The sequence below is a fragment of the Candidatus Paracaedibacter symbiosus genome (assembly GCF_000757605.1).
Taxonomy (GTDB): Bacteria; Pseudomonadota; Alphaproteobacteria; order Paracaedibacterales; family Paracaedibacteraceae; genus Paracaedibacter_A; species Paracaedibacter_A symbiosus.
The window spans coordinates 138,908-164,994 of record NZ_JQAK01000004.1 but is presented as its reverse complement, the minus strand read 5'-3'; the positions used below and the strand labels follow the sequence as shown (position 1 = coordinate 164,994).

Here is a 26,087-nt window from a genome sequence, read left to right as displayed (position 1 = left end):
CAGAAGTTTTGATGATTACCGGAATGGCAATTATGCATAAAACAAGTGCGCCCGCCCAACCTGAAAATGTCTTAGTTCTTACCACATAAAGTTCATAGATAAATAAGCCAAAAATAATCGAGGGAGAACTTAAGAGAACATCATTTGTAAAGTTAAGAGCTTTGGAAAATAAAGGTGATTTCCCATACTCAGATGTATAAAGCGCCACAAGGATACCCACCGGAGCACCAATAGAAATTGCCGCGGATACCATTAGGAAACTACCAACAATAGCATTCAGGAGGCCTCCACTATCTCCGGGAGAGGGCGTTGTTTGGGTAAATATATTCCAATTTATTCCCGCCAATCCTTTGGAAAATAAAGTATAAAGAATCCAGCTAATAAAAAAGAAACTGATCAAAAAGCTACAAAAGGCAAAAATTTGGCTGATCAAATTAATAAGATATCTTTTAAAGATAATAAATGAAAATGACTTCATTTGTTTGCCCCATTTTTAGAACGCTTTAAATAAAATTGAGACGTGATCAGAACAAAAAAGGTAATAACAAATACAATTAACCCCAAATTTACGAGGGCAGAAGTATATAAATCTGAACTGGCTTCGGTAAATTCGTTGGCTAATGCAGAAGAGATTGTGGTTCCAGGAGATAAAAGAGAGATACTTAGATTATAGGCATTACCAATGACAAATGTAACGGCCATTGTTTCTCCAATAGCTCGCCCCAGGCCTAACATAACTCCCGCTAGAACTTGTATGCGCGTATAGGGCAACACAATATGCCAAACAACTTCCCAGGTTGTTGCTCCAATTCCGTAGGCAGATTCCTTGAGCAATTTAGGAACAAGGTCAAAAGCATTTTTCATAGAGGATGTAATAAAAGGTATAATCATAATACCTAAAATGATACTTGCTGTTAAAATATTAATGCCGCCTGAAGATTCGGTAAAAAATTTCCCAATAATAATCTGATCCCCAAAATGGGCATGGAGCCAAGTCGCAATATTCAGGCCAATAGAGGGAGCAAAAATAAATAAGCCCCAAAGTCCATAAATAATACTTGGAATAACAGCCAGTAACTCAATCAAGATGGTTAAGGACAACTTTAGCCATTGAGCATTCAGTTGTGTAATAAAAAAACTCACTCCAAAGCTTATCGGCAAGGCAATAGTAAGAGCAATTACTGAGGTTATTAGAGTTCCCACAAGGGGGATCAACCCGCCAAAAATTTGCGTTACGGGGTTCCACTCAGAAGAAAAAACGAACATTAATCCAAATTGCTGAATACTTAAGGAACTGCCTTGGATAAGGACTATAATGAGTGCTGCAAGGGTTAAAAAAATAAAAAAAGCGAGAATAAAACCTATAAAATGGACAGCTTTATCAATTAGGGTATGTTTTAAGATTATGGAAGAAAGACTCATGAAATAATCCATTTTAATTAATGAGTGCATTATAAGTGTTCTAAACGCTCCTTTTGAGAGACATCCAAGGATAATAATCCTTGGATGTAAAGGGGTATCAGTTATGGGCAGGTTCCCAAATAGGGTGGCCTGAACTATCTTTTAGGTTTTCTTGCCATGTAGTTTTAATCGTGGATGTTAAAGCATCTGGAAGCGGGACAAAGTCTAATTCTTTTGCTGAATCTTTACCATTGGCGTAGGCCCACTCAAAGAACTTTAGGATAACTGCTGATCTTTCTACAGCATTATCCTTTCGGATTAAAATAAAGCTAGCCCCGGTAATCGGCCAACTCTTTTCGCCTGATTGGTTTGTCAGAATTAATGCAAAATCTTTTACAGAATCCCACTTTGCATTCTTTGCAGCCGCTTGAAAAGCTTCACCATTAGGGGAGACAGCTTTGCCAGATTTGTTGATTAATTTGGTCCAAACCAAATTACTTTTCTTAGTGTAGGCATATTCAACATAGCCAATCGCCCCTTTTGTCTGTTGGACAAGACTAGCGACTCCCTCATTGCCTTTTCCACCGACTCCTGTTGGCCATTTTACTTCTGATCCTGCGCCAGCTATTTTTTTCCAGCCTTCTTCATCACTGTTAGCAAGGTAGGTTGTGAATAAGAATGTTGTCCCTGACCCATCTGAACGGTGAATAACTTGAATGGGTAGCTCAGGAAGATTAACTCCTTTATTCATAGCGACAATCGCTGGATCATTCCATTTTTTGATTGTTCCAAGATAGATCTTAGAAATAGTGGGACCATCGAGCGTTATTTGACCATCGGTAACGCCATCTAAGTTAACGATTAAAACCACGCCACCAATAATTGCTGGGAATTGAACTAATCCTAATTTTTCTAAGTCTTCATCTTGCTTAATAGTTCCATCAGCTTGAAGAAGTCCAAGAGGTTTATCTGAGGCGCCAAAATCTACAGTTTTATCTTTGATAGATTTGATTCCCCCTCCAGAGCCAATGGATTGATAATTAAGACCTATTCCTGTTTTCTTTTTATATTCAGCTGCCCATTTAGCATATATAGGATAGGGAAATGTAGCACCAGCGCCGGTAATTTCTGTGATCGCATTAGGGGCAGGCGTTACTGCTGAGGTCGTTGATGCTTGACCACTAACAACTCCTGCTATGCTCATCATTACTGTCAAGAATAATGATTTTAGGAGTGTGCTATTTAAGTGGTTATTGCTTACGTAAGTCATAGACTATTTCCTTTCTTTGTGACTCTTGCGAGTCTAGGCAGAAGAACTTTTGCTGCTCTTCTGCCTATTATTTCAAGAATATCTTAATAAACTTTAAAAGTTATAAATATAGCTGACGAGAACTCGAGTATCACGGCCATTAAACGCCACAGGTGTACCTGCTTTACGTCTGTAATGTTCAACTTCGATACCTACTTCATTATTGGGAAGAAGGGAATAAATCAAGTTGACATGGTATCTTTGCATGGTTTTATGGAAAGTATTTGTGCTAGCTGTTGCTGTCATATTTTGTGGTGTAAATACTTTTGTATAAGCGCCACCTATTGTGGAATTAAGAGATTTTGTCCAATTAATCATCACCCCAGCATTGTAATATATCGCTTTTACAGCTTCAAAATGGCTAGCTAGAGTAGTATTTCCTGTAGTTGGATACTGGAAGTAGGAATCAAGTGCATTTTGGTTACACAAGTCATCAATATAACGTCCTGTACCCTTGCCGCCTATAATTTGCCCCATCAACTTAACTGGCTCAAATGCTTCTAAGACACCAGCAACACCCACACCCCATCCGAATTTCCGGTGATTAAGGTTGCTTAAAGCACCATTAAATCCTTGAGCTGCTTTAACTTGCAGACTCCTGGCAACGCCGCTAAGTGATAATTGACCAGCTTTGTTTTTGAATTTTACCTGCATGGTTAAATCGGGTAGGGACGATTTGCTATTGCTAAAGCTTCCATCATTGTCTGTATACCCACTTGTGGCTGAAGTCCCTGTGTTCTGAAAGTACTGAACATTAGGTCTCTCGATAGCTGCAGCAAATGTAAACGCAGGCGTTACCCGATTGGTATACCGCATCTGGATTGTACGATAGCTTGGAGGCACGTTGTTAAGTGTTCTGGGATCAGCATCAATATTGGCAAAATTTGTCCAGGTTTGACCAATTAACAAGATATGTCTCTCATTTTCATCCATGACTTCGCCATAGGCAAATCTCATTCTTGGTCCATAGGAGTTGGTGGTGGTTGACGCATTACCATTGAAGTCTAATTCTATAAAACCATGCGATTTTACTCTGCCAAACTCTTTATAAACATCTACATTTATGCGTGATGCTGTTAAAGACCCATTGAAGTTTCCTGTGCGTTTAGCGTTAAAATCAACACCATCCAAAGGGAGGGCAGCAACGTCTAATCCATAGGTAGATCCAGGCTGTCTGCCATTAGCATCATAATAAAAGTCAGCCTTGACTCTCCCACCCACTTGTAAGTACATATCGCCTATTTTACCTGCTAGAGCTTTGGTTTTATTGGCATCATCCTTCTTCGTCTGGGAGAAGGTGTAGGTGTTTGCTGAGAAACTTGTTTCTGCAAATGCAGGACTAATTGTTCCTGCTATTATACCTGCTAAAAAATACCCTTTGGGTAGAGTCATATTCACTTTAAACATTCCAATTTGAGATATTGATAAAATATTAATAATATATTAATAAAATTTATTCAAATAAATATTGATGTAGGTTGCATTAAAATTATACGAGCTCTGAGGCTGCAAAGAAAAGATTAAGTCAGGATATAGAACATTGTCAGCATAAAAGGTTCCATAATAGAAATGAGAATTTTTATCAATCAACTCGTGAACAGGAAAGAAAAATGTGCCATTTTAAACCTCCACTTCTCGCTGACAGATTTTTATCAGGTCGTGGAACACTCTAAACACAAGCCTTTAATAACAAACACTGAGCTTGGAATAGGTTAATTAAAGGATAGGAATTATCATGGTAATCTGTTTTAATTTATTGGTAACTTGATTGGTCCATATATAATAGTATCCAAGAAACCGATCAGTTTGATGCTCATGAGTATTTTGCAGCCTATTGAAGTCTGGCTGGTCGAAGTGCAAGATGTTAAACATAAGAAATGGTCCCCCTATTATGGTTGTTCCTTTAACTAAAAATAGAATCGTTGAATCCCTGCCTTTCTTCTGGAATTTTAGATTAATGCCCTGCAATACGAATGTTGGGCCTTTTCAAGAATTTGAATCGATTTCTTTAGATAGTCACGATAGTCAGGATTGTCATACATGGGAAGTTCGTTATTTTTGGCCTTTGGCAGAACCATCCCCCATTATTGTTCCCTCTTTTGGACGAGAAGTTTTTAACATAAATCAATATCGTTTTAAGTTTCACCAGGATCTTTACCTTCTTACAAATGATGTTTCTTTTAATCTAAAAGTTCGTAAAAGCGAGCTTTTATTAAAAAAACAAGAGCTTGAAAGAGAAGAAATTATTGGTTTTTCTAAAAAAAAACATGAGCCTTTAATATTAGAAAAAGGAATACACCTTCTGAGCATAGAAGATATCAATAAACTTTTGATTGGTACAGACTTAGCAAGATTTAAAAATTTTGAAATTGCGAGCTCCTGCTTTATTTTGAAAGAATCGATGCAGTTAACGCTTAAAACAGTACCTGCAAAAATTGAATTTTCTAAGCTTTATCTACCTTACCAAACCTTCCTTTCCTTTTGTATCGAATCACACTCCTTTGAAGCTGTAAAACATTTAAAAAACCATCTAAATTTTGAGGGAAAACCTTGTTCCTATACAATGTTTCTCACAGAATTAAAGAATCAGGCAATGATCATTTTGTAAATTTGCTTGTATTGCCCCCAATTTAGCAAGCGGGGGCCATTATAAAGCCTTTGTTTGCGCCTTTACTTGACCTTATTACCGATAAATAGTAATGGCCGAAAAAAGGCCTAGAGGCTATCCGAAAAATGGGGATGTGAATTTAATTTAGAAAAAATGTGTGGTAATTGTAATTTTGAGTAAAATAAAAAACACCACGCAAGAAGATGAAGAAGTATTGCGTAACCGTATTAAAAATGGCCCCGGCTTATATTCAATCTGATTGCAGGTATTTATCAATTTCGGCATGGACCTTAATTACTTGGCGCAACCTACAGACTAGTGGAAGAAATCCTTTATTGCCTCAGCAAATTTACCAAGTACGAGGTTACAAAAGCCACGATCATGAAAACATAAGGATCTAAAAATGCCCAAACAACCATCTTGAGCGAGAGTCATATTACAATAGACAATCGCTGCAACATAATTCTTGTTCCTTATATATATCCATCATGCCTGCTGAGATAGGTGAGCGACTGTTTGATCGCTTTCTACACTAGACATTTCAGAATAAGCAAACTCTTTTAGGTTTCGCTTAACGCCAAATCCTCTTGAGTAGGTCAATAATTAAATTTCTTATGTTAGGGTATAGGACAGCCTGTTTTAGAGAGGCCCTTCTTAGGCCTAACATAAATCCTATTCTTTTTTGGATCCTTTTTGCGGAGAGGGTCCACAACCTAATCCAAGAAGATTAATTTTTTATGTCATTGCCCTTTTGTTTGAGCTGCTGGTTCTCTTTTATAAGTCTGTTATTTTCTTCACTAAGGGCTTTGATTATTACAGTAAGGTTGTCTGCATTAGATTGGATTTTTTTAGCCTTGCTGTGCAATTCAAAAATAAAGCCAATCAATTCTTCTTTGGGAACGTCCATAAAATGGGCCAGAATAGTTTCTTCAGTTTCATTCTTATCCTGCTCAACAACAATAATATTATTCTGAGTGTCACTAAAAGGTTGTTCTTTTTTTGATGAGAGAGCCTCTTTAGATTGATCCGGTAATAACTCTAAGCTTTCTAACTCTGCAAGTTCTCCTTCTGTTGACAAAGAATGAGATAAAGGTGAGGGAAAAACTAACCGGGGAGTAGGATTAATTTTTTCAGCTTCTTTATCCTCTACCTTTTCTTCATTGATTACTGTTTGCTGATTTAGATTGTCTATTTTGGTATCCTGTAATTTTTCTGAAGAAGAATCTAAAGAGGAAGAAGACGTTTTCTCTTCCATAACATGTTGAGAAGAACGAGATTTTTTTCTATTCTTTTTCTTCCTTTTTGGACGACCTTTCTCACTATTGTCAGATTTAAGTTGTGCCTTAATAAGAGAATTGGTTTCATCTAATGTATTGGTATTGTTGTTAGTTTGTTCTGTAACTAATCCTAGGCAAGTTTGAAAGTATTCTTTAAAAAAAGTTTGATCTTTATTGCTTACTTCCTTTTCATATAAAAAAACTTTTTGCATTTCAGGGTAAAGTTTATTTAATTCTTGTATAAATTTTTCTTGCTTTACTTGTGGAGATTCGTCTCCTAACGTGCGAATTACCTCGTTAAAATTAAAATCGTTTTTATTGATGACCTTGTCAGCTAGGGCAGATAAAATTAAAACACTAGGTTTTCTCACGCCTAGCAAAAGCTCCACTATATAATAATCACTTAAAATATTTAAAGTAGCAAACGGGTTACGGCAACACTCTTCAAATTTACTTTTTGCTTCTTCTAATTTACCCTGCTTAAATAAATATTGAGCTTCTTGATGTGTTTCTGTTAATTTGCTAGTAAAATGAGCAATAGCTAAGTCTCTTAAGTCATCAAGAATGTATGGCCTTGCGGGATAATATGGCACGAGCTTCCAAAAAAAGTGATAAAGATTAGCTAGCTCTTTTAAAGAATAATCTTTGGTAATAAAGGATAGAAACTGTCCTGTCACAGTCGTTGTTGCTAATTCCTCATTTTCTAAGTAATAACATGCCTTTAGAAATGCAGTTAAAGCTGGAATGGCCTTCTCATCACAAAAAGAATGGCTCTTTTCTAAGGCCTTCCCATAATTCAAGCATTTTTCAAGATTACCACTTGCAAAATAAATCATTGTTTGCGCATACAAGATTTCATTATTTTTTTGCTTATTCGTTATCGTGTCTAAAAGTGCATCAGCCTTAGTATGTTCTAAGGATGCAGAGTAAGCCATTGCAGCTTTTACATTAGACATTTCCTTTAAAAAAGGACTAGAAATTTCCTGCTGAGTGAAAGCAGCTGCTAATTTGTGTAATTTTATTTCTTTTTCTAATGAATTTTTACTTGCTTCCGTCAGCAACATACCTTTGATAATCTCAAGGTACTCATAATAATCCATAAGCGATCTATCTTTAAAAAAATCAACGATTATCTCTGTATGATCATTTAAAAAAGCCATTACTAAATGTATTTTTTCTTCATGGGAGAAAGGCTCTTTTTTAGAAAAAATATTGTTAGACAAGCTTTCTGGAAGTACATCAACAGATAGATGTTTCATATGCGTTGGTCTAGAAGAAATTGCTTCAGGAGGAAGTGTGTCAGACGCAAATATGGTAGAAGTAGAGATAAAAGAAGCTATAAAAATAAGCGCGCTAATTTGGAACTTAATCATTTTTTACCCATAATTTTTTTTAAGAACCTTAAATATAAAGCTCAAGGCAAAATTAATATTGCCCTTTTTACTAAGTAATCTTGATGTATATCAATCTTATTTCTAAGTAAGGTATCGTCAAATTAATTTATTAAGCATAACAAATTTTCAAAATATAAGTAAATAAACAAAAAATCACAAAATTGCTACCCTATCTTATATAGCCCGCTACATTAAGCCAAATGAGAGAAAAACACCAGATTATATCAAGAAAGAAATGCAAAAAAATTTTGTCGTTGACGCATTCTTAAGTAACTGGGATGTTGATTTAGATGATCCCCAAGAGTTGCGGCAGATGCTACAATCCCGCCTTAACTATTTGGCTGCCCGTTATTTGGTTTCTTATAAATCACCCTTAAGTTCTGCCTATGTGCAACCCCATGCCTTAGCGAACTGCAGGGCCATGTGCCCTAATCCACCAATGCCAACGACCCCTACGCGATCTGTAGGTTTAACCCCCAAAGTTATACAAGGGCAATTTTGACTTCCTGTGCCCTAAGGGGACCCATCTCGTAGGTGTATAATTCGAGGGACTCCTTTATCCCCTGCGCTGCCCATCCACGAACCATATTTCTTTTGCTAGGAGAAGCGGGGGAAATTTCTCCAATCTTATGATTGCAAGCTTGAATAGAGAGAAAAACAAAGTGAAAGAGAAGAAAAAAAATAAAAATGTAAATATTTTCAGGACTAGTTCCTTGTTATTATTGGTATACTTAAGGCCTTAGCTTTTTTGATCGGATTCCATTTGTGATATTTTTCTCTTATTATCCCCTCAATAGGGGATATTATATATATTCAACATTTTGCTAATTACTTCTGGCTACTTTCAGACAGCTAAATTTAAAAAAATTTATTAGCTTTTTTAGGCAATTCTCATTGAGAAGTAAGGTATGTTATAATCAAAATCACAAAATGTAGCTTAACTGTGAAAATTAGATGAGGTTGGATTTTTAGAAGTGCTTAATAATGTATAGTCAGTTGTCACTATTTGAACCAGATAGGGCAGATGAACTTTGTGTGGCAGGTGCTGTCGTGCTGAGAGGTTTGGCAAGATCAAACGAGTTTGCCATTCTTAGTGCACTACAATCTATCACCCAAGCTGCACCGTTCCGGCACATGGTTACGCCTGGAGGATATCGCATGTCCGTTGCCATGACTAATTGCGGTTCATTTGGTTGGGTTACTGATCATAAAGGTTATCGCTATGACGCAAAGGACCCTGATAGTGGCCAACCTTGGCCGCCTATGCCTAAAATATTTTCATCCTTGGCAACTGCCGCAGCCGATAAGGCAGGATTTCCTGGATTTAAACCTGATACTTGTTTAATTAATTTATATAAACCAGGAGCCAAACTTTCCCTACATCAAGATAAAGATGAGCTGGACTTTTCTGCTCCCATCGTATCCGTTTCTCTTGGCCTTCAGGCCACTTTTCTGTTTGGTGGTCTTCGTCGCAGTGATTTTGTACACAAGGTTTTGCTCACGCATGGAGATATCGTTGTTTGGGGTGGACCCGCACGACTGGCTTACCATGGCATCATGCCAGTGAAAAATGGAGAGCACCCGCTACTGGGCGCAACAAGAATAAACCTTACTTTTCGTAAGGCTAAAGGGGAGACGATAGTATAAAAAAAATGTCAATAAATGACTTCTTTTCGTGATGCTTTACCATCATCACGTTGCATCATGGAAGATAATACCGGCAGCATGGCGATGACCCGACCGCAAGCGGCTAACACCGTGACGTAGATGGACACGGTAATAGCCGCGCAAACCCATCTGGGGGCGGTGGTGCACAGCAAAAATGGCAGCATCTCCCTTGCGTAATGGCACAACTTCAGCTTTGGATTGCATCCGTGGCCTTTGCTCAGTCAGCACAAATTCTCCACCTGTAAAATCTTTTTCTGGTTCTGACAACAGGAAAACAGCCTGGATTGGAAATACATGCTCACCGTACAGATCTTGGTGCAGACAGTTATAATCATCCTTCCCATACCGCAACAACAAGGGAGTTGGGCGTACCTGGCCCGCTTTGTGGCAGCGATCAATAAACTCTTTGTGATTCTCGGGATAACGCACGTTGATACCCATTAGCTCGTTCCAATAATTTGCAATAGGCACGAGGCACGGATACAAAGATACTCGCAGATCAGCGATAATATTCGGCAATGGATAAGAGAAATATTTATACTCGCCCCGACCAAATCCATGTCGTGCCATGACCACCCGGCTTCGGAATCCATAATCTTGCAGGTAGAGAGCTGCTAGCGCCTCACATTCATCCGCCTTAAGAATTCCTTTCAGCAATGAGTAGCCCGATGCATTCATATCATTTGTAACTTGATTCCAGTCAAGAGACTTAACCCGTTCATGAAGAGGGCTTCCCAGCATTGTAATATTTGCTGTTTCACGCTTCATCGTCATCGGGAACCTTCGATTTCCAGCAATTTTTTCTTGCGGTCGACGCCCCAGTGGTAGCCGGACAACGCGCCATCACGCCTGACAATACGGTGACAGGGAATGACTACGGCAAGAGCATTCGCAGCGCAAGCACCAGCTACAGCACGCACAGCGTTTGGAATATTTAGATTGTGAGCAATGTCTGTATAACTGGCTGTCTTACCAGCGGGAATTTCCTGCAAGGCTGCCCATACTTTTTTCTGAAAGTCCGTCCCCCGAATATCAAGCGGTATATCTAGGGTACCTTTCGGGTTTTCGATGAACTGAACTATTTTACTAGCCAGTTTCTCCAGTTGAGCGTCCGCTTTTTCAATATAAGCTTTGGGGAAACGATCTTGCAAATCGGCCAAGAGTTTTAAAGAATCATCGGCAATGAGGATTGCGCGGATCCCCCTCTCGCTTTGGGCAACAAGTACAGAACCCAAAGCAGAGTCTTTTATAATGTATTTGATTTCTTCTTGCATGGCGTATTTCCTTGTTTTTTGTTGGTAGCAAACTGGTTTACACTCTTTACAGGCTCGAAAGCTCCCTACCAGGCTACTCTGATTGATAGAAATAATTATTTCTGATATTAACTATAGCTCATATGGGAAATTTTTCTCGCCATTTTTGGACATAATTATTCCTTAATTTGCAAAGAAAAAACCCTGACTTGTTTTAATGAGTCAGGGCTGAGATTTTAACTTGCAGCTTTAATAAGTTGTAGCTGAGTCAGCGCGGTATAAGCCCCTTCTTCACCGATTTCCTCAACGATTTTACCATCCTTGATAAGGAATACGGTTGTCCCGGTGAAACGCATCTTGCATCCGGAATTGGCTGGTAATGCGCCAATTGGGAGATCACTGAAAGCCGCGCCAGTATGCGTACCACCGCCATCCCAACGTCCGACAACGTAATCTCCTTCCGCGATTAACTCGCCGACACCCCAGAAATTTAAGTCAGGAAATGCTCCCCGAAACTCGGTCATCATTTTTTGACAGTTTCTTTGCCTTGACGCGGACCGTGCATCGGGTAATGGACGCGCAGGTTATCAGCACCCAAATCGTCGACAACGGCCGGATTCCATGGATTGCCCCAGAACTCCGTAAACCAACGCTCAACAACCTTTTTGTTTTGTTCGGCATTAGACATGATTATTTCCTTTCAATCATTTTAATTAGTGGAGAAACGAATTCTTGGATGACCATTTTTGCTTCTTTCACTACTTATAAATAATCAACCATTAATTCTTTTTCTGGCCATATCCGGCCATTAAACTGATTGTGCCAAGAAAAATTTTCATGTCTGAAAATGGCTAGTATTTATTAACATTGCACCTTATATTAATCACATGACACAAAGAGAATCCATTTATTACAATGCTTATGCTTCCCGCGATCCGCGGTTTGATGGCGTATTTTTTATCGGCGTTACTTCGACAGGCATCTATTGCCGCCCCATCTGTCCCGCAAAAACGCCTAAAGAGGCGAATTGCCACTTTTTTCTCAGTGCTGAAGCTGCTGAAAAAGAAGGGTTTAGACCCTGTTTGCGCTGCCGCCCTGAATTAGCTCCTGGCAACGCCCCTGTGGACGACGCGCACCGTATCACTCATTTAATCGTCCAGAGAATTGAAGAAGGCCTGATTGAAGGAGATACTGGTCTGGAAGAAATTGCTGATCAATTTGAACTTAGTTCGCGCCAGATCCGGCGCATCGTGCAAAAGGAACTCGGTGTATCACCCATAGAATTAATGCAGACGCGCCGGCTGTTATTGGCGAAACAGTTGCTGACAGAGACACAGCTGCCAATCACCGAAGTTGCTTTTGCCAGCGGCTTTTCTAGCCTGCGTCGCTTCAATGATGCTTTTAGTTCTCGATATGGGATGCCGCCTACACGCCTGCGTAAGGAAGCCGCAGTTGGTGATAAAATAATCTTCGACTCTAAAACCTCTACCTTGCAACTAACTTATCGCCCGCCTTATGATTGGGGAGGCATCTTGAAATTTTTAAGTATGCGTACGCTTAAAGGAGCTGAATGGGTAACAGAAAATTTCTATGCCCGTACGGTACGCTTGGGCAATCACAAAGGCTGGATAAAGGTGAGCCATGCGCCGCAGAAAAACGCATTGCTATTGGAATTTACGCATAATCTGACCGCTGTTCTTCCTGCGCTTTTAGGGCGCATTCGCAATTTGTTTGATTTAAGTGCACGGCCTGACCTGATCAACGCCCAATTAATGCAAGATAAATTGCTGGAAAAAATCGTATACGCCAACCCAGGCTTGCGTGTTCCCGGGGCATTCGATGGTTTTGAACTCGCCGTTCGTGCCATCTTGGGCCAACAAATAACTATCAAGGCAGCCACTACATTGGCTTGCCGCTTCGTTGAGGCGTTTGGTGAAAAGCTTGACACACCATTCCCAGAATTGCATTATCTCTCACCTACAGCAGAGAGCATTGCCAAAGCCACAGTTGATGACATCGCCAAGCTAGGTATTGTAAGCGCTCGGGCCAAAAGTATTATTGCTCTTGCGCAGGCTTTTATATCGGGCGAGCTAAGACTTGAAGTAGGTATGCATCTGGATAAGATAATTAAACAACTTGTGTCTCTCCCAGGCATTGGCCAATGGACGGCCCACTATATTGCCATGCGTGCCATGCGTTGGCCGGACGCCTTTCCTAAGGAGGATATTGCGGTACGCAACAACCTGGGAGGTGTAACAGCTAAACAAGCTGAAGAAATGTCGCAAGCCTGGCGACCCTGGCGCAGCTACGCGGTACTCCATATTTGGCAGAACTTGATTAAGACCAATGAATGATATTTTTGCCGTTTGCTTCTTGCAACCATTTTCATTTTAAAACACCTAACTTCTTAAGTAAGTCAATAGTTCCTGCTTCTCTTATGGTGATCATACCGCTTGCCATATCTATATCCCATAGCTGAGTTTGGTCTTCATCCTTTAAAATTTCTTGCAACATCTGCCAAGTAATTCTTCCATCTCTTATCGCAATAGCTTTATTTAATGACTGCTGAATTTGGTTAATAAAATGAGTCGCTGGAAAATGATTATAGAATATTTGCAGCACGTCCATTTTTGTGCGCTCTACCAGATTTTGTGACAATACTTGGGAATGAGTGTCAAAGGTAAAGTGGTGCATAAGTCCAACTTCATGCCCAATCAAGTTTTTAGCATATAATTGTTGATGGGGCTCTTGCTCAATTGGATTCCTTCTATTGAGCTTTAACAGGTTCCGGATAAAATTCCCATTCCCAGAAAAAACCTTTTCTACTTCTGATCTCAATACGTCATTTACGTAACGTTGCACATCCCCACAAGCAAGCAAGCTACTATCTTCTTTAATCAGCTGATCTTGCTTTTCCAAGTGGTTATACAATAGGTGAATAGCTTCACTTTTACCGGTCGTACATGCCGTAATACTGTAGATTAATTCCAGGAATTTGCGTTCCTTCTCAGAAAAATTATCTTCTGGTATTTCTGTTGGGGCAGACTCTACTTTGGTCACTAATGCAATCAACTTAGCTGATAGTAAAGAAACAATCCTATTTTGACTTTCATCAACATGCAACAAAGAAGGAAGGAAAGAACTGCCTAAGGCACCTGCTGTTAGCTCAGCAAAGGATGATTCAAACATTGATTGGATTTTTGCATTAAGCTGGGGATGGGTTTGCAGACGATCTTCGATCTGTTTACGCATATCCTGAAAGAATGTTGCAGAATAAGGTGGCAGAGTTTCTAAAGGCACACCTGTCGCATAGGCATTTTGACCTAAGGTTTGTAAATAAACAGGATTAAGCTGAACCCGTTGCCCTTCCATAATTTCTTCAGGTAATTGAATCTGATTTAAATCAACAGGTTCTTCTCGCTTAGCCTTTAAGGCTTTATAAAAGCTATACGGATTCAAAGAATGCCGCCTATCTGCAAGCAAAATACGAACGCGCAACGCTTCTTGGACAATTGGATGTTCTTGATGTAAATGAAAATTGTTTATATTTTCTAAAATTAAATTACTTAATTCTCGAACTTGGCGTTCGTCAGGGGAAGACAATTGCCGTGTCCAGTGATCAAAAACTTTGGCTCGCCACGGAGAATCTAACTGCAATAAATAGCGTTCCAGAAGCGGGACTGGGTCTATAATATATCGAATAGGATTTATCTGCTGCAAATCGGTGAGTATCTCTAGCATTTCTGAGCAACTGGCAAAGCCTAAGATTTTTTTGTTCGCCAGAGTTTTTAAAATGGAAAGTAAATTATCTTCGTTAATCCACTTTTGGAGTGAAGGATGTTGCAAAACAATATACCGTTCTTTAACTGTTAACTTGGCCAGTACTTCCAACATCTCCCCCCAGGTATGCTCTAGGTTGGTCTGCGTCTTCTCATACAGCGTTAGGGCCTGTGCATGTAAAATTTCTTGTTCTTCAAAGGAGAGCTTAGCAAGGCATTCAATGTAGTTATCCATATGCTTCTCACTGATTTTAAGATGTGGAGCATATTTTGTGAGCAAGCGGCGCCCTTTTGAAGAAAGCGAAGCTAAACTTTTCAAGGTAGATAAGTAAGCAAATGGTGTTTTTGCTTTATGGAGTTTTATCGTTGTGCGAATAATGTCATCCCGGTCCATCTCGGGCAAAGCCATAATAGCGTTTGCCATGTCTTTGATGGTCTTTGTATTCTCCTTATTGAGAGATGCTAAGAAAAGATTAAGATAACTACATACGCTACTTCGTTCTGATTGAGTTAAAGGGACCAGTTCTTCAATAACAGCGATAACGCGATCAAGGGATAGTACTGGAGCAAAATCCAATTCAAGCTGAACAGCTTCTTCATACTCGAATAAGAAAGAGCCCCCTAGATTTGCGGTATCATCACAATTTATCTTGCAGCATAGCAAGGGAAGGATAAGTTTAACAATTCTTGGACGTTCAGAGGAAGGAATATCTAACAATTTATTGAATAAAGGGGTTAGAGGCGTATTAGAATGAAGCTTGTAGAAAATCTCATTGATATAAGGGAGAATGTCTGTTTGCTCTTTGACAGAAAGTTTAACAAAAAAAGATAAGGCTTCTTTCGCTCTTCTATAATTCGAATATTTTAGCAAAGATTGCAGATCAGCATTCTGAGTCATCAACCTTAATTCTGTCTCTGGCAGCGGGTTTAATATACTGATAAGGTTGTAACAATAATTCTTCTCCCCATTAAGGTGCCGATCATAGCTAATAAGCCTAAAAGAGTCATTATCCCAGCCAATTTTTTGATCAAAGTCTAAAGCTATATCGAGCAGGTATTTCTTGCCATTTGCTAAAGCATCCTTGACAGCATTAATGGCGTTGATAGCATGGCGATGCTCAACACCCTTATAAAATTGATTCGCATAATGAATGACCTCAGTTCGTTGATTAAATGGAATCTGAGAAATAAGAGTAACAACGTCAGTCAAGCTTAGATTACTATTAATGGAAGGTTCCTTAAACGTTGCGCTGACAGAAAGTTGTGACGTTTTTTCCAAAACATCCTTTCGCTCAGATGAAGGCATTTTTATCAACAGATCAAGCAACCTACAAAATTCTTTTTCTATTGTATTTCGTTCATAGTGTTCTGGTGGTATACCTACTTTTTTTAAGAATGGGTATACCTCTTTTAAGATTTGGTGATATTTTCCTTCCGGAAGGTGATTAATAGTCTTAATGTACAAGGCTAATAGTTCAGTATTATTAAATAATTCTGCGGGAAGTTCGTCTAAGCAAAAGTTTGTTACGTTCTGGCGTTGGGCAGGAGTCAGCTTTTGGAAAGCATTCAATATAATGATTGCCTTTTTTACCCTAAGATTGGGTAAGCGAGTAAAAATTTTCGCAAAGCAGTTAATAATACTAAAACATTCATTTTTAGGAAGTTCAATTAGTTTTTCGGTAAACCGCCATTGATGTGAAATTCGACCTTTGTGAAAAACAAAACCAACCTCCATGAGTTGCTCCAGTTCATCACAAGAAAGGTTGGCAGCCAATTCTAAAAAACCTTTTAAACCTATGTCTTTTATATTTTCTATTATCGGCAGTAACCGCTTGGCAATATCTTGACTATTTTCTAAAGGGAATTTTTTAACGATTTTAATAAGGTAATCATTCAACTTAGAGCTTTCACTTCTTGACCATAAACCTGATTTATCTATCCCTTTTAACGCAGGCCTTAAAATTGCTAGTGCGTCGCGGTGATCTTTTTGTAAATCTTCGGGAAAATTAAACGCCGTTTCTTCAGTTGGAGATGAGGGCTCTTCTCTTAACAAGACGTCATGAGTGCTCCCGAACGGATTCTCAGAGAACCAAAAATATCCGCTCATTTGATGCGAATAAACAGGCTCTTCTAGGGCATAAGCGGCGCCATCATTTGTATAAACTGTTCTGCCCGTGGATGTACTAAGAAAAGTAGTCCTAGTTTGCTCGTCGCGGTCTCTTCTACCTAATTGCTCCATTTCTTGGGGATAATATCTCGGCCAGGATATCTCTGCTCCCGGTACAAATCTAAAAGGAGCCTCTCTCTCACTTCCAGGTTGAGAAGGGGGGAAGTGATAGTGGCTTATACCCGCTTCCAATTCAACAGCTTCCCCAGCAGGCAAAGATAAACCTGCAGCAGTGTTGTCGTCTCCTGCCGATAGTTGTCTTAAAGACTGACGATATGAATTTAATATTCTATTAATTTTTTCATTATTCATATAGTGCATATGATCATTGGTCATACTATCAAATACACTTATTCCTTCTGGGACGTGCCTATGATTTCTATTGTTATCAACATCTTCTCCACCTTGAGGTGGATCCATACACACAGCATGTTCAATTGTGAAGCTCATTATAAAGGCTGTTGTGAGGTAAAGAAGCTTATTGCTAAGACTCATAAAAAGGTTTCCAAGACAATTTATTTTTTATTCTCAGCCAATATAGCTTTTTTTTGCAAAATAAGTCAAAAATAATGGTATTTCAGTAAACCTCTTTCGCAACTATTAATTTAGAAAAAATTATATTATTTAATCTTAAAAAGATCTTCTAAAGAATATAATTATTTAAACAGGTTAAAGCTTCTGGTTTTTCAATGAAAACAGTTCGATCACGCATCCCTTTTACGCGCACTTGGTTGGGATTGTTTTCTCTAAAGCGAATAAAGACCTCCTTGGATAAAATGAGTTAAGGTATCTCTATATTAAATAAGGAATTGTAGAATGAAAAAGTCAACAACCAGACCAGATATTATTAGAAATATTGCCCATAAAACAAATATAGCCCGTCAAAGGGTCTCGGCTATTTTTGTACTAAAAGTCACGCGAAGAGATTTAGCTTAGCGGACAAAAATTTTATTGATTCTATACTTTTTGAAAGAGTTGAAAGAGCATAATTTCTTATACGATTGGAGAATAATAGGAGTAAAGCACTCATGTTTATATCTCTCTTTTAATTACCATGAATTATTCTTTATTCTATGAGATGGTTACTATAATTTAGATCTCTCCTTCTCTTGGTATTAATTTTAAAAAGAGGGTAGAAATAAAATTGCCATGTTAAGCAATAGAAGGAGCTCAAGATCTGGCCTTTTATTATTTGAACTTGCTTGTTCTTTAAAGCAGGTTAATAATAAATTTTATGGAGGAGGATAGTAAAAGAATGGGTATGTTTTTTAGATATATTAGAGGGATAAAAATAGCTTTATTGTTTAGCGCTCCAATTATGGCAATGGAAGCCGATAGCTCTGATCAGCTATTGGAGTTTCGGGTATGGTCATATTCTCCTATACGTGATAGCCAAGGGTACACCACTCTTCAGCAGAAACCTATATACAAGTCTGAATTCGAGAGCCGATTTAGAAACTGCATTAGCTTTCCAGATTACAATGGTACCAATACAGTGGAAAACTTGTCGTCGGCAAAATGGTTACGCATTAATCTGGATCCTAAGGAATTACAAGATCAGAGCTTTGTAACAAGAGTTTGGAGATACATAATTCCTCGGAGCATCACTAATATACCCTATACAAGTTGCGCATTTACTCCAAAAACTAAAGACCTTTTAAAAACTATGAATTATGCTATCTCAGCCATGAATAGTGATACAGAGCCAACAAGGCATATGCCCATTGAATTAGGTGAATCAGATATTGTCGCCAAGTTTGAGAAAAAATTTCCTCGCATTAAGTATATTGATTTTTATAGTACCGTAGGATTAGGAGGTCACTCATATCTTGATCCTGAAACAGCAAGATTGTTTACCCAGCTACAAGATGAGAATAGATTTTCTTTCTATTTTACTGGGGAATTATCCCAATAGCATGGAAAACGACTCGTTCACGAGTTTGCCTTCCTAATACTTCGAAGGCCATTAAAGGATTAATGGCCTTCGTAAGATTATGCAGACCCTAGCAAAAAGCGTCGGTAGGTTGGGTAGTATGCCTAATATGTATTAGTTCTGACTTCTTGGGATCATGATTTGCAACCTGGCTCATAGAAACCTTGGCGCTGTAAAGGGCAAGAAGTGATTGGATACGCCATCTGGGCTAGAAGACTTACTCTCCAAACAAAATTCAATGATATGTCCACAACTCACCATAATTCTCTAAAAAACTCTTGCATTCATGCTCACTCCATATACGTTGCAACAGGGCCCTCTTAAGACGGTACCATCAGGATCTTACAACTGGTTGCGTATTAGAAAATGGTATAAGTAATTAAAAATTAAGCAATCTTCTTGCAAGTTTCATTTAATTCTTTTAAGTTCAAAGTGATCTTTTATTAGTGATGAAATGATGTTAATTCGTCGAGGGGATTGCAATTCCTACCATATACTTTGTAATGAATCAGCCTTCAAAAAATTGTCAAGATATTATAGTGCGCATTTATGCAAAGAGTCTTCCAAGGGGCCCTTAAGGGAGTTTATATAACCCGTCTTGGAAATACTTAGAATTGCTAATCATGTAAGGATAAAAACAGCCCCAAATAAAGGAGGCATTCAGTATGTCTGAAAATTTTAAAGGTAGTATTATAAACGTTAATGAACAAGGGATAATTACCTCCGCCAGCGAAAATTTTTTTCTATTGACTGGACAGTCTGAATCCGCAGTTTTGGGAAAAAATATTGCCGAGTTTATTGTAAAAAAATTAGATGAAGAACAAAATCCGTTTCCAGCACAAGTATATCTTGAACAAATTATTGAAAACATTGGCGCCGTGATCTGGCTTTGCTCTCTTGATGTTAAAGAAATTTACTATGCAAGCCCGAGTTTTGAAAAATGCTATGAAATAACAGTTGAAGATTATGTTAAAGGTCTCTCAGTTTTCCTCAACAGAGTGCATCCTGATGATCTTGAAAGTTTTATGAGGATTTACGATATTTCTCAAGGTTTTTTGATCAGAGAATTTGACTTTCGCTATCTCTTAAATGATGGATCATGGCGTTATCTTAGTGTTTATCGGTTTCCAGTTTATGATGAAAATGGGAATTTTTCAAAGATCGCTGGAGTCTCGATTGACAATACTAACCTGTACAAAGCACAGGAAGAAATGCAGCGTCAGCAACAAAAATTGGCTAAAACAAATGAAGAACTAAACAGAATGAATGAGTTGTTGGAGGACTTTACGGCGTTTGCCTGTCATGATCTTTCGCAACCTCTTAGGACCGTTAATGCCTACACACAGATTTTAGAAGCACATTATTTGCAAAATATAGATGATGAAGGAAAACTTATGCTTTCCTCTATTTATACTGCAATCCATCGCATGCGAACCCTCATTGAAGGTATAAGGTCTCTTTCTTTGATCCGTGAAGAGCCTGTAAAAACATCTTCAGTAAATATCAAAGATTTAATAAAGAAAGCCATTGAGCCTATTTATGTTGCTCCACCTAATTCCCTTTGCCAAATTGAGATGGGGGAGCTGCATCCTCTCCATGTTAAGGAAGAGCACGTGCTAAGCCTCCTGGAAAACCTTATTGAAAATAGCGTAAAATATAACAATAGGTTACCACGCATAAAAATAAGATCAAAAAAATTTGCCTCTTTCCTTGTTTATACCATCACCGATAATGGGATCGGAATTCCAAGGGAGGCTTATGAGCAAATATTCAAATTAGGAAAACGTCTGAACACTAAACCCGAACAATTAGGTACAGGAATCGGGCTTTCGGCTTGTAAGAAAATCATGTCCTTGTATGGCGGCAAAATATGGGTTCACTCGAAATTGGATGAAGGATCCACTTTTTATCTCCTATTCCCTCAAAGCAAATAATAAAGGCTTCTGCATAATTGTATAGGTATAAAATACCCTTGGAGATACTGAGCAGCAGGCCTGATAGGGATAGCCAATCTATACTAGATTGGCTGTATGTGTATAGATAGCGTTTACACCTTTTACACACAAAACCCCCGGCCCAACATCACAACTAGTTGTATATTATTAAATATTTTAAGAGGAAATTCTTACTATTTTTGAGAGGATCCATGCTTTTGCAATTTTCGGGAACTTTCTTAACACAAAATAGACATTTTTAGGTTCTGCGCACCTAATTTCCCCAAATTCCTTGAAGTAGATAAATGACGACATCAAAATTTGGCATCTTTTTAGCTGAAAATGTCTCAAAATCACCTTTGCGTGAATTAGGTGCGCAGAACCTGGCTGTTTAGTCCCATAAAATAAGTCTCTAATTTATTATTTTAGTTAACTTCAAGGCTTTTCTCAATGGTGGAGAGACAAGAAGAAGCCTCCACGAAAACTCCTAAAGTCAAGGTAGAGGCTCTTGTTTTTAGTCTAAAACAACGAACGCTTATCGATGATGCCCACTCCCATATGGATGGAATTCGCTTCCGCCTCTATGACGATGATACTCATGCCCACCACCGTGATTTATAGGGGGATGGACCATGCTAGGGTGAGTTGCCGCCGCACTGTTATGGGGGGTATGGGGATGAGCTGGAGCATGATTGTGAACATTTGCTCTTGCAGCATTGGGATGAACGGTGGCAAAGTGTCCACCTATTCTAGCATTTGGAACGGCTCGGGCAAAATGATGAACATTAGATCTGTTATGGATAATGCCATTATTCACAACGGTTTTATTGAAGTTATTATGCACATAGTTAGTCACATTATAGGGTCTGCCTCCCCAACCGCTATAGACGCCGCAACCAACAGGTAAAGCATGGAAGAATGGGTGCCAAATGGGAGCCCAGAAAGGGGGGTATGACCAAGGTAAATGGCCAAAGAAGACCCAACCTAAACCAAAACCAACAGCTGCGCCTGTTAATCCATTGATGTATCCTGGGTCATAGACTGATGGGACGACATTATAGACAAGGGTAGCATTTGGGTCACGATAGTATCCCCGTACAACCTCTATATAACGGACTCGCTCTGCTGGCGAGTCAGAGTATATATAAACTTTGGGGGGTAATTTACCTTCAGCCTTTGCTTTAGCTAATGCTTTTTCAAGCGCGGCAACACGATCTTCCAGGTTGTTAGCCGATTGGTTCGCAATCTTTGCCTCTTTTTGTAAGAGGGAGGCGAAAGCTAATAGTTCTTGTTCACCCTTAATTTTGGCAGCTGTTTGATTTTCCGTCGAGGCACCTGTTAAGGTGGAAGTATCTATTTGAACATTGGCATATAAATCAGCGGCTGAATTCAGGAAGCTTCCTGGAATTGTGGCATGATTATCTGTACTTGACAGCTGTTTATCTTTTGCGATCAAGGCTTTTAGCAGGGTATCATAACTATTAGGATTCGTTTTTAGGATCTCATTTAAAAACTTGGCTGCCTCATTTTTTTGAGGGTTCTCAGAATTATCAGGAAATGTGATATCATAACTGATTGGTTCTTTTAAGAGGTCTTTATCGGTTTTATCAAGCTTGACAGTACTGCCCACTTGAGCTCCACAAACGCTGAAAGGGCAAACAGCACCTAAAGCAGCGGAAAGAAACAAGAGACGTAGCAACATGATTTTATTTCCTTTATTCATAAAACCTACAATTTAAAATATAACATTTTTTCTCGATGGCGAGGGAAAAAATTTTTGCTAAATTTTCGATAAATAATTGGTATGGTGAAAATTGAGATTTTATAGCGCAATGTTGTCTCTCCTAGGTTCAGTCTATTAAAAAAATAGATGGATTCATCGGGAAAGTACTAGGCTCAATAAAGAGAGCCTTGGTACAGTGGGCTACGATTAGTTAACCTTATAGGAACAAGTTTATGAGACATCTTTATACTTACTTTCGCTCCTCCGCCGCTTACCGCATTCGCATTGCGTTGCAGTTGAAGGGATTGCAGTATGAGCCTGAGTTTATTAATCTGCTGCAGGATGAAAATTTTTCTGATTCCTATTTGGCATTGAATCCGCAAGGAGCTATCCCAGCATTCGTCGAGCATGGGGAGGTTCTGACTCAATCCATGGCAATTTTAGAGTATTTAGAAGAAGTTCACCCAGTTCCACCTTTATTGCCTAAGTCCCATCTGGAGCGGGCAATGGCTAGATCTTATGCCTTTCAGGTTGTCAGCGATATCCACCCCTTACAGAATCGACGTGTCCTCAAGTATTTAGGTGACCAGCTTGGGCTTAGGGAGGAAGAACGCCAGACATGGATCCATAATTGGATACATCGGGGTCTAAAAAGTCTAGAAACACGGGTAGCGCAAACAGCTGGAACTTATATGATTGGGCGGAATATAACTTTTGCCGAAATATGTCTTGTCCCGCAAATTTACTCAGCCCTGCGATTTGAGCTTGATACAAGTGCCTATCCAACTTTAATGGCAATCTATACTCGATGCATGAATTTAGAGGCTTTTCAACGTGCGGCGCCTCAAAATCAGCCAGATTGCAGGTGAGTTGTCATCCCGTAAGAGGGATCGACCGATACAAAAGGTGATTTTGAGAGATTTTGAGCCGTAATGAGGCCAAATTTCGATGAAAGAGTCTCTATTTTTCGAGAAATTTAGACATAACAGCGGCTAAAGTTAACAATAATTCATTCATAATAAATCTCGTCCAAAACTGTGCTTTTTAGGGCATAATTATGGACTAGATTCACTATCTATTTAATCTTTCTTAGTGTGGGGAGGATTTCTTCGGGGCCATACGACCGAAGTTGCTGAATACTTCGCGTAATACACTGCTTTCATGGCCTGCTGTTGGTGTTTGACGAGTCACAGGTTTAATATCGCGGGCTTCCTCACCTGCAATCTCCTTGACATTGGTAACAATACCAGCAGGGGAGAAGGTAATTTCCATCACAGATTGATCAAGCGTATTGGCTGGCAAAAAAGCAGTGGCCGATGTTTTTTGGGAGATATAATACCATGTTTCTGGTTCAAAATTAGACATGCTGGTTGGGCTGCCTAATAGTTGATGGACATTTTCGCGAGATGAGACGCCAGGTGTAATTTTGCTAAAGTCGATATCTTCTTTGTCAAACCCATGATTGTTAATCGTGGGTGAGCACGCTACCATAAAAGGGGCCATGGAGGCGGTAAGAGTAGTAGCAAATAAAATCTTAGAAAAGTTTAAATTCATCAGCATTATGACAGACATTCAGAAATATTTTTTGTATATTAGGTGCTGTGATCAAAAATTGAAAGAAGTCTATTTTTGCTGTTTTTGCCTTGGAACGCCCCCAGCTTTCTCGAAGTAGATAAACTACTGCCGCGAAACTTGGATTTCCTTTCCGCTAAAAACATCACAAAAACATCCTCATTAAATTTTTGTTCCTAGGACCTACATATGGTAGATTTTGCATTAGTTTAATCCTCTGTCAATAGATAGATTCATTCGTGAGGCATAAATGCTAAAAGTTTTAAAGTTTTGGCGGCAAGAAAAAAACGAGTCGAAAGAGCTTAGTTATTTGTTTTATCAGATGATTGTGGCCCAAATCCGCCGGGAGTGGTTTTATACGGATTTGCATGTGGCCGATACACCTTTTGGTCGTTTTGAGCTGATGACAATCCATCTGTTTTTATTTTTACGACGCTTGAAAGGGGAAAACAACACATTGGCGGCAGAGATTTCGCAGAAGATTAGCGATTATTTTGTCATTGATTTGGACGAATCGTTGCGTGAATTACGGATTAGTGAAACAAAAGTAGCTAAACAATTTAATAAATTTATCCAAGGGTTTTATGGTCGCCTCGTGGCCTATGACAAAGCCTTTGAAGAGGGCAGGGATGCCTTAAAAATAGTTGTGCATCGTAATTTATATGCAGGGGAAGCTGGAAGAGAAGTTCAAATTGAGGTAATGACTAACTATATTAATGCTCAAGGAGCGTTTTTACAGAATCAGAATATAAACCTATTACAATTCAAGGATATTGAGAAATGATGATGGATTTTGTACCTGAATTTAGCAGGTTTTTCGCGTTAGATAAAGGACATTCAGGCGTGGTCCATTTTCGCGCCAAAGCCGATGAAACAGAACTTGAAGCCCTTGCTAAGCGCTTTGACCTGCGGGGAATGAAGAATCTCGTGGTGGAGTTTACGATTAAGCCGCACGGTCGGGAAGTGGGAGCTTATGACTTAACAGGTGTTGGTCAGGTTGATGTAATCCAGGTGTGTGTTATTTCTTCAAAAGATGTACCCGCCCATGTGGATTTTTCATTCCACACGAAATTGATGGAAGGGGTGGAGCAACCCATTGACGAGAGTGACCTTTCATTTTTAGAAGAAGAAACAGACATTGACTACTATCAAAATGGTCAAGTTGATTTAGGTGAAATTGCAGCACAATATCTTTCTTTATCGCTGGATCCCTATCCAAGATCGCCTGATGCCGGCGAACTTAACGAAAAGGTTGAAGAAAATGTGTCTGAAAAGGTCAGTCCCTTCGCGGTACTCCATAAGCTAAAGTAGAGAGAAATGCAACTGTATTTTGGATAGTGACGTGACCCTCCGCCAGTCACCCCGACGAGAAGGCCTGCGCTCTCAGCGGGGAGCGCACGATGGCGATCAGGATGTTCTTTTTTCTGTCTCTTATGGTGGGCTGACGTTAAGTTAATGAAAAATTTTACTTTAAGAGTTGGTCTCTGTGTGTTAGGATCCTGGTTATTGATTGTTACGTAAGCAAAAATTTTAGGTGCTTTCAGGCGATTTTTATTGCTCTTTGAAAGTAATTCCTTTAAAAGCAATATAACGAAATTATTTATGTCATCTGGAGACACAGGCAATGGCTGTTCCAAAGAAGAAAACATCTCAGTCACGTCGTAATATGCGCCGTGCACATCATGCATTAAAAGCTGTTAACAGTGGTGAATGTTCAAACTGTGGCGCACGTAAGTTGCCACATCATATCTGCCCATCTTGCGGCCACTACAAAGGTCGCCAAGTTATGTCTCAGCCTCAAATCGAAGAAGTATCTGAATAACTCGTATAACTTCGTATAATGTATGCTATACGAAGTTATTACGTTTTCCGTCGAGGCACCTGTTAAGGTGGAAGTATCTATTTGAACATTGGCATATAAATCAGCGGCTGAATTCAGGAAGCTTCCTGGAATTGTGGCATGATTATCTGTACTTGACAGCTGTTTATCTTTTGCGATCAAGGCTTTTAGCAGGGTATCATAACTATTAGGATTCGTTTTTAGGATCTCATTTAAAAACTTGGCTTCT

19 protein-coding genes and 2 pseudogenes are annotated in these 26,087 nt (G+C 39.1%); 9 read left to right on the top strand and 12 right to left on the bottom strand.

Annotated features, from left to right (window positions below; translation table 11 throughout):
- The 4 genes from IG80_RS15820 to IG80_RS0109255 form a co-directional block, all read right to left on the bottom strand.
- A partial coding sequence (locus tag IG80_RS15820; RefSeq protein ID WP_032113770.1) for an ABC transporter permease family protein occupies positions 1-478 on the bottom strand: 478 nt, incomplete at its 3' end.
- Positions 475-1,452, bottom strand: a complete 978-nt coding sequence (gene pstC / locus IG80_RS0109265; RefSeq protein ID WP_198027341.1) for a phosphate ABC transporter permease subunit PstC — start codon at positions 1,450-1,452, stop codon at positions 475-477. The genes pstC and IG80_RS15820, both read right to left, overlap by 4 nt.
- 67 nt (positions 1,453-1,519) lie before the next feature.
- Positions 1,520-2,671 carry a phosphate ABC transporter substrate-binding protein PstS gene (gene pstS / locus IG80_RS0109260; protein ID WP_198027340.1) on the bottom strand — a complete coding sequence of 384 codons (1,152 nt, stop codon included), beginning with the start codon at positions 2,669-2,671 and terminating at the stop codon, positions 1,520-1,522.
- Positions 2,672-2,764: 93 nt separating this feature from the next.
- Positions 2,765-4,102: a DcaP family trimeric outer membrane transporter gene (locus IG80_RS0109255; protein WP_032113769.1), complete on the bottom strand. Its 1,338-nt coding sequence runs from the start codon at positions 4,100-4,102 to the stop codon at positions 2,765-2,767.
- A 499-nt stretch (positions 4,103-4,601) separates the two neighbouring features.
- Here IG80_RS0109255 and IG80_RS0109250 point away from each other — a divergent pair, with 499 nt between their 5' ends.
- Entirely contained in the window at positions 4,602-5,318 is a 717-nt protein-coding gene (locus IG80_RS0109250) for a hypothetical protein (RefSeq protein ID WP_032113768.1), read from the top strand.
- Positions 5,319-6,045: 727 nt separating this feature from the next.
- On the opposite strand, the gene IG80_RS0109245 is transcribed toward IG80_RS0109250, so the two are convergent.
- Positions 6,046-7,968 (bottom strand): hypothetical protein, encoded by a 1,923-nt coding sequence (locus IG80_RS0109245; RefSeq protein WP_032113767.1) that lies wholly within the window; start codon positions 7,966-7,968, stop codon positions 6,046-6,048.
- A gap of 411 nt (positions 7,969-8,379) precedes the next feature.
- Positions 8,380-8,466, bottom strand: a pseudogene (locus IG80_RS16895) (NAD(P)-dependent alcohol dehydrogenase); the annotation flags it as partial.
- A 507-nt stretch (positions 8,467-8,973) separates the two neighbouring features.
- Between IG80_RS16895 and alkB the strand changes: the two are divergent.
- On the top strand, positions 8,974-9,636 hold the full coding sequence (gene alkB, locus IG80_RS0109235) for a DNA oxidative demethylase AlkB (protein ID WP_032113765.1): 663 nt from the start codon (positions 8,974-8,976) through the stop codon (positions 9,634-9,636).
- A 45-nt stretch (positions 9,637-9,681) separates the two neighbouring features.
- On the opposite strand, the gene IG80_RS0109230 is transcribed toward alkB, so the two are convergent.
- The 3 genes and pseudogenes from IG80_RS0109230 to IG80_RS16890 all read right to left on the bottom strand — a co-directional run bounded on the left by IG80_RS0109230 (position 9,682) and on the right by IG80_RS16890 (position 11,598).
- Positions 9,682-10,425 (bottom strand): 2OG-Fe(II) oxygenase, encoded by a 744-nt coding sequence (locus tag IG80_RS0109230; protein ID WP_420887386.1) that lies wholly within the window; start codon positions 10,423-10,425, stop codon positions 9,682-9,684.
- 2 nt (positions 10,426-10,427) lie between these two features.
- Positions 10,428-10,931: a methylated-DNA--[protein]-cysteine S-methyltransferase gene (locus tag IG80_RS0109225; RefSeq protein WP_052046299.1), complete on the bottom strand. Its 504-nt coding sequence runs from the start codon at positions 10,929-10,931 to the stop codon at positions 10,428-10,430.
- 215 nt (positions 10,932-11,146) lie between these two features.
- Positions 11,147-11,598 (bottom strand): annotated as a pseudogene (locus IG80_RS16890) (ester cyclase).
- A gap of 199 nt (positions 11,599-11,797) precedes the next feature.
- Between IG80_RS16890 and IG80_RS0109215 the strand changes: the two are divergent.
- Entirely contained in the window at positions 11,798-13,264 is a 1,467-nt protein-coding gene (locus IG80_RS0109215) for a DNA-3-methyladenine glycosylase 2 family protein (RefSeq protein ID WP_032113763.1), read from the top strand.
- Positions 13,265-13,295: 31 nt separating this feature from the next.
- Here the strand turns inward: IG80_RS0109215 and IG80_RS0109210 are convergent, their stop codons facing one another.
- Positions 13,296-17,351 carry a hypothetical protein gene (locus tag IG80_RS0109210; protein WP_032113762.1) on the bottom strand — a complete coding sequence of 1,352 codons (4,056 nt, stop codon included), beginning with the start codon at positions 17,349-17,351 and terminating at the stop codon, positions 13,296-13,298.
- 805 nt (positions 17,352-18,156) lie between these two features.
- Here IG80_RS0109210 and IG80_RS0109205 point away from each other — a divergent pair.
- Both IG80_RS0109205 and IG80_RS0109200 read left to right on the top strand, forming a co-directional pair.
- Positions 18,157-18,771: a hypothetical protein gene (locus IG80_RS0109205; protein WP_198027337.1), complete on the top strand. Its 615-nt coding sequence runs from the start codon at positions 18,157-18,159 to the stop codon at positions 18,769-18,771.
- Positions 18,772-19,454: 683 nt separating this feature from the next.
- Positions 19,455-20,723, top strand: a complete 1,269-nt coding sequence (locus IG80_RS0109200) for an ATP-binding protein (RefSeq protein ID WP_032113760.1) — start codon at positions 19,455-19,457, stop codon at positions 20,721-20,723.
- A gap of 535 nt (positions 20,724-21,258) precedes the next feature.
- Here IG80_RS0109200 and IG80_RS0109195 read toward each other — a convergent pair.
- A complete protein-coding gene (locus IG80_RS0109195) occupies positions 21,259-22,446 on the bottom strand; it encodes a hypothetical protein (RefSeq protein ID WP_198027336.1) in 1,188 nt (395 codons plus the stop codon).
- Between the two features lie 233 nt (positions 22,447-22,679).
- Here IG80_RS0109195 and maiA point away from each other — a divergent pair, with 233 nt between their 5' ends.
- Positions 22,680-23,315, top strand: a complete 636-nt coding sequence (gene maiA, locus IG80_RS0109190) for a maleylacetoacetate isomerase (protein ID WP_032113758.1) — start codon at positions 22,680-22,682, stop codon at positions 23,313-23,315.
- 220 nt (positions 23,316-23,535) lie between these two features.
- On the opposite strand, the gene IG80_RS0109185 is transcribed toward maiA, so the two are convergent.
- Positions 23,536-24,018: an outer membrane protein assembly factor BamE gene (locus tag IG80_RS0109185; RefSeq protein ID WP_052046298.1), complete on the bottom strand. Its 483-nt coding sequence runs from the start codon at positions 24,016-24,018 to the stop codon at positions 23,536-23,538.
- A gap of 250 nt (positions 24,019-24,268) precedes the next feature.
- Between IG80_RS0109185 and IG80_RS0109180 the strand changes: the two genes are divergently transcribed.
- The 3 genes from IG80_RS0109180 (at position 24,269) to rpmF (ending at position 25,840) form a co-directional block, all read left to right on the top strand.
- Positions 24,269-24,802 (top strand): ubiquinol-cytochrome C chaperone family protein, encoded by a 534-nt coding sequence (locus IG80_RS0109180; protein WP_052046297.1) that lies wholly within the window; start codon positions 24,269-24,271, stop codon positions 24,800-24,802.
- A complete protein-coding gene (locus IG80_RS13420) occupies positions 24,799-25,329 on the top strand; it encodes a YceD family protein (RefSeq protein ID WP_052046296.1) in 531 nt (176 codons plus the stop codon). The genes IG80_RS0109180 and IG80_RS13420 overlap by 4 nt, the downstream gene beginning before the upstream one ends.
- Before the next feature lie 313 nt (positions 25,330-25,642).
- Positions 25,643-25,840, top strand: coding sequence for a 50S ribosomal protein L32 (rpmF, locus tag IG80_RS0109170; RefSeq protein ID WP_032113757.1), 198 nt, complete (start codon positions 25,643-25,645; stop codon positions 25,838-25,840).
- The last annotated feature ends 247 nt before the right edge of the window (positions 25,841-26,087 follow it).

Excerpts from the sequence above, each read along its gene's own strand:
- pstC (WP_198027341.1), bottom strand. The coding sequence starts at position 1,452 with ATGCACTCATTAATTAAAATGGATTATTTCATGAGTCTTTCTTCCATA.
- pstS (WP_198027340.1), bottom strand. The coding sequence starts at position 2,671 with ATGACTTACGTAAGCAATAACCACTTAAATAGCACACTCCTAAAATCA.
- IG80_RS0109255 (WP_032113769.1), bottom strand. The coding sequence starts at position 4,102 with ATGACTCTACCCAAAGGGTATTTTTTAGCAGGTATAATAGCAGGAACA.
- IG80_RS0109250 (WP_032113768.1), top strand. The coding sequence starts at position 4,602 with ATGGTTGTTCCTTTAACTAAAAATAGAATCGTTGAATCCCTGCCTTTC.
- IG80_RS0109245 (WP_032113767.1), bottom strand. The coding sequence starts at position 7,968 with ATGATTAAGTTCCAAATTAGCGCGCTTATTTTTATAGCTTCTTTTATC.
- alkB (WP_032113765.1), top strand. The coding sequence starts at position 8,974 with ATGTATAGTCAGTTGTCACTATTTGAACCAGATAGGGCAGATGAACTT.
- IG80_RS0109230 (WP_420887386.1), bottom strand. The coding sequence starts at position 10,425 with ATGAAGCGTGAAACAGCAAATATTACAATGCTGGGAAGCCCTCTTCAT.
- IG80_RS0109225 (WP_052046299.1), bottom strand. The coding sequence starts at position 10,931 with ATGCAAGAAGAAATCAAATACATTATAAAAGACTCTGCTTTGGGTTCT.
- IG80_RS0109215 (WP_032113763.1), top strand. The coding sequence starts at position 11,798 with ATGACACAAAGAGAATCCATTTATTACAATGCTTATGCTTCCCGCGAT.
- IG80_RS0109210 (WP_032113762.1), bottom strand. The coding sequence starts at position 17,351 with ATGAGTCTTAGCAATAAGCTTCTTTACCTCACAACAGCCTTTATAATG.
- IG80_RS0109200 (WP_032113760.1), top strand. The coding sequence starts at position 19,455 with ATGTCTGAAAATTTTAAAGGTAGTATTATAAACGTTAATGAACAAGGG.
- IG80_RS0109195 (WP_198027336.1), bottom strand. The coding sequence starts at position 22,446 with ATGAATAAAGGAAATAAAATCATGTTGCTACGTCTCTTGTTTCTTTCC.
- maiA (WP_032113758.1), top strand. The coding sequence starts at position 22,680 with ATGAGACATCTTTATACTTACTTTCGCTCCTCCGCCGCTTACCGCATT.
- IG80_RS0109185 (WP_052046298.1), bottom strand. The coding sequence starts at position 24,018 with ATGTCTGTCATAATGCTGATGAATTTAAACTTTTCTAAGATTTTATTT.
- IG80_RS0109180 (WP_052046297.1), top strand. The coding sequence starts at position 24,269 with ATGCTAAAAGTTTTAAAGTTTTGGCGGCAAGAAAAAAACGAGTCGAAA.
- IG80_RS13420 (WP_052046296.1), top strand. The coding sequence starts at position 24,799 with ATGATGATGGATTTTGTACCTGAATTTAGCAGGTTTTTCGCGTTAGAT.
- rpmF (WP_032113757.1), top strand. The coding sequence starts at position 25,643 with ATGGCTGTTCCAAAGAAGAAAACATCTCAGTCACGTCGTAATATGCGC.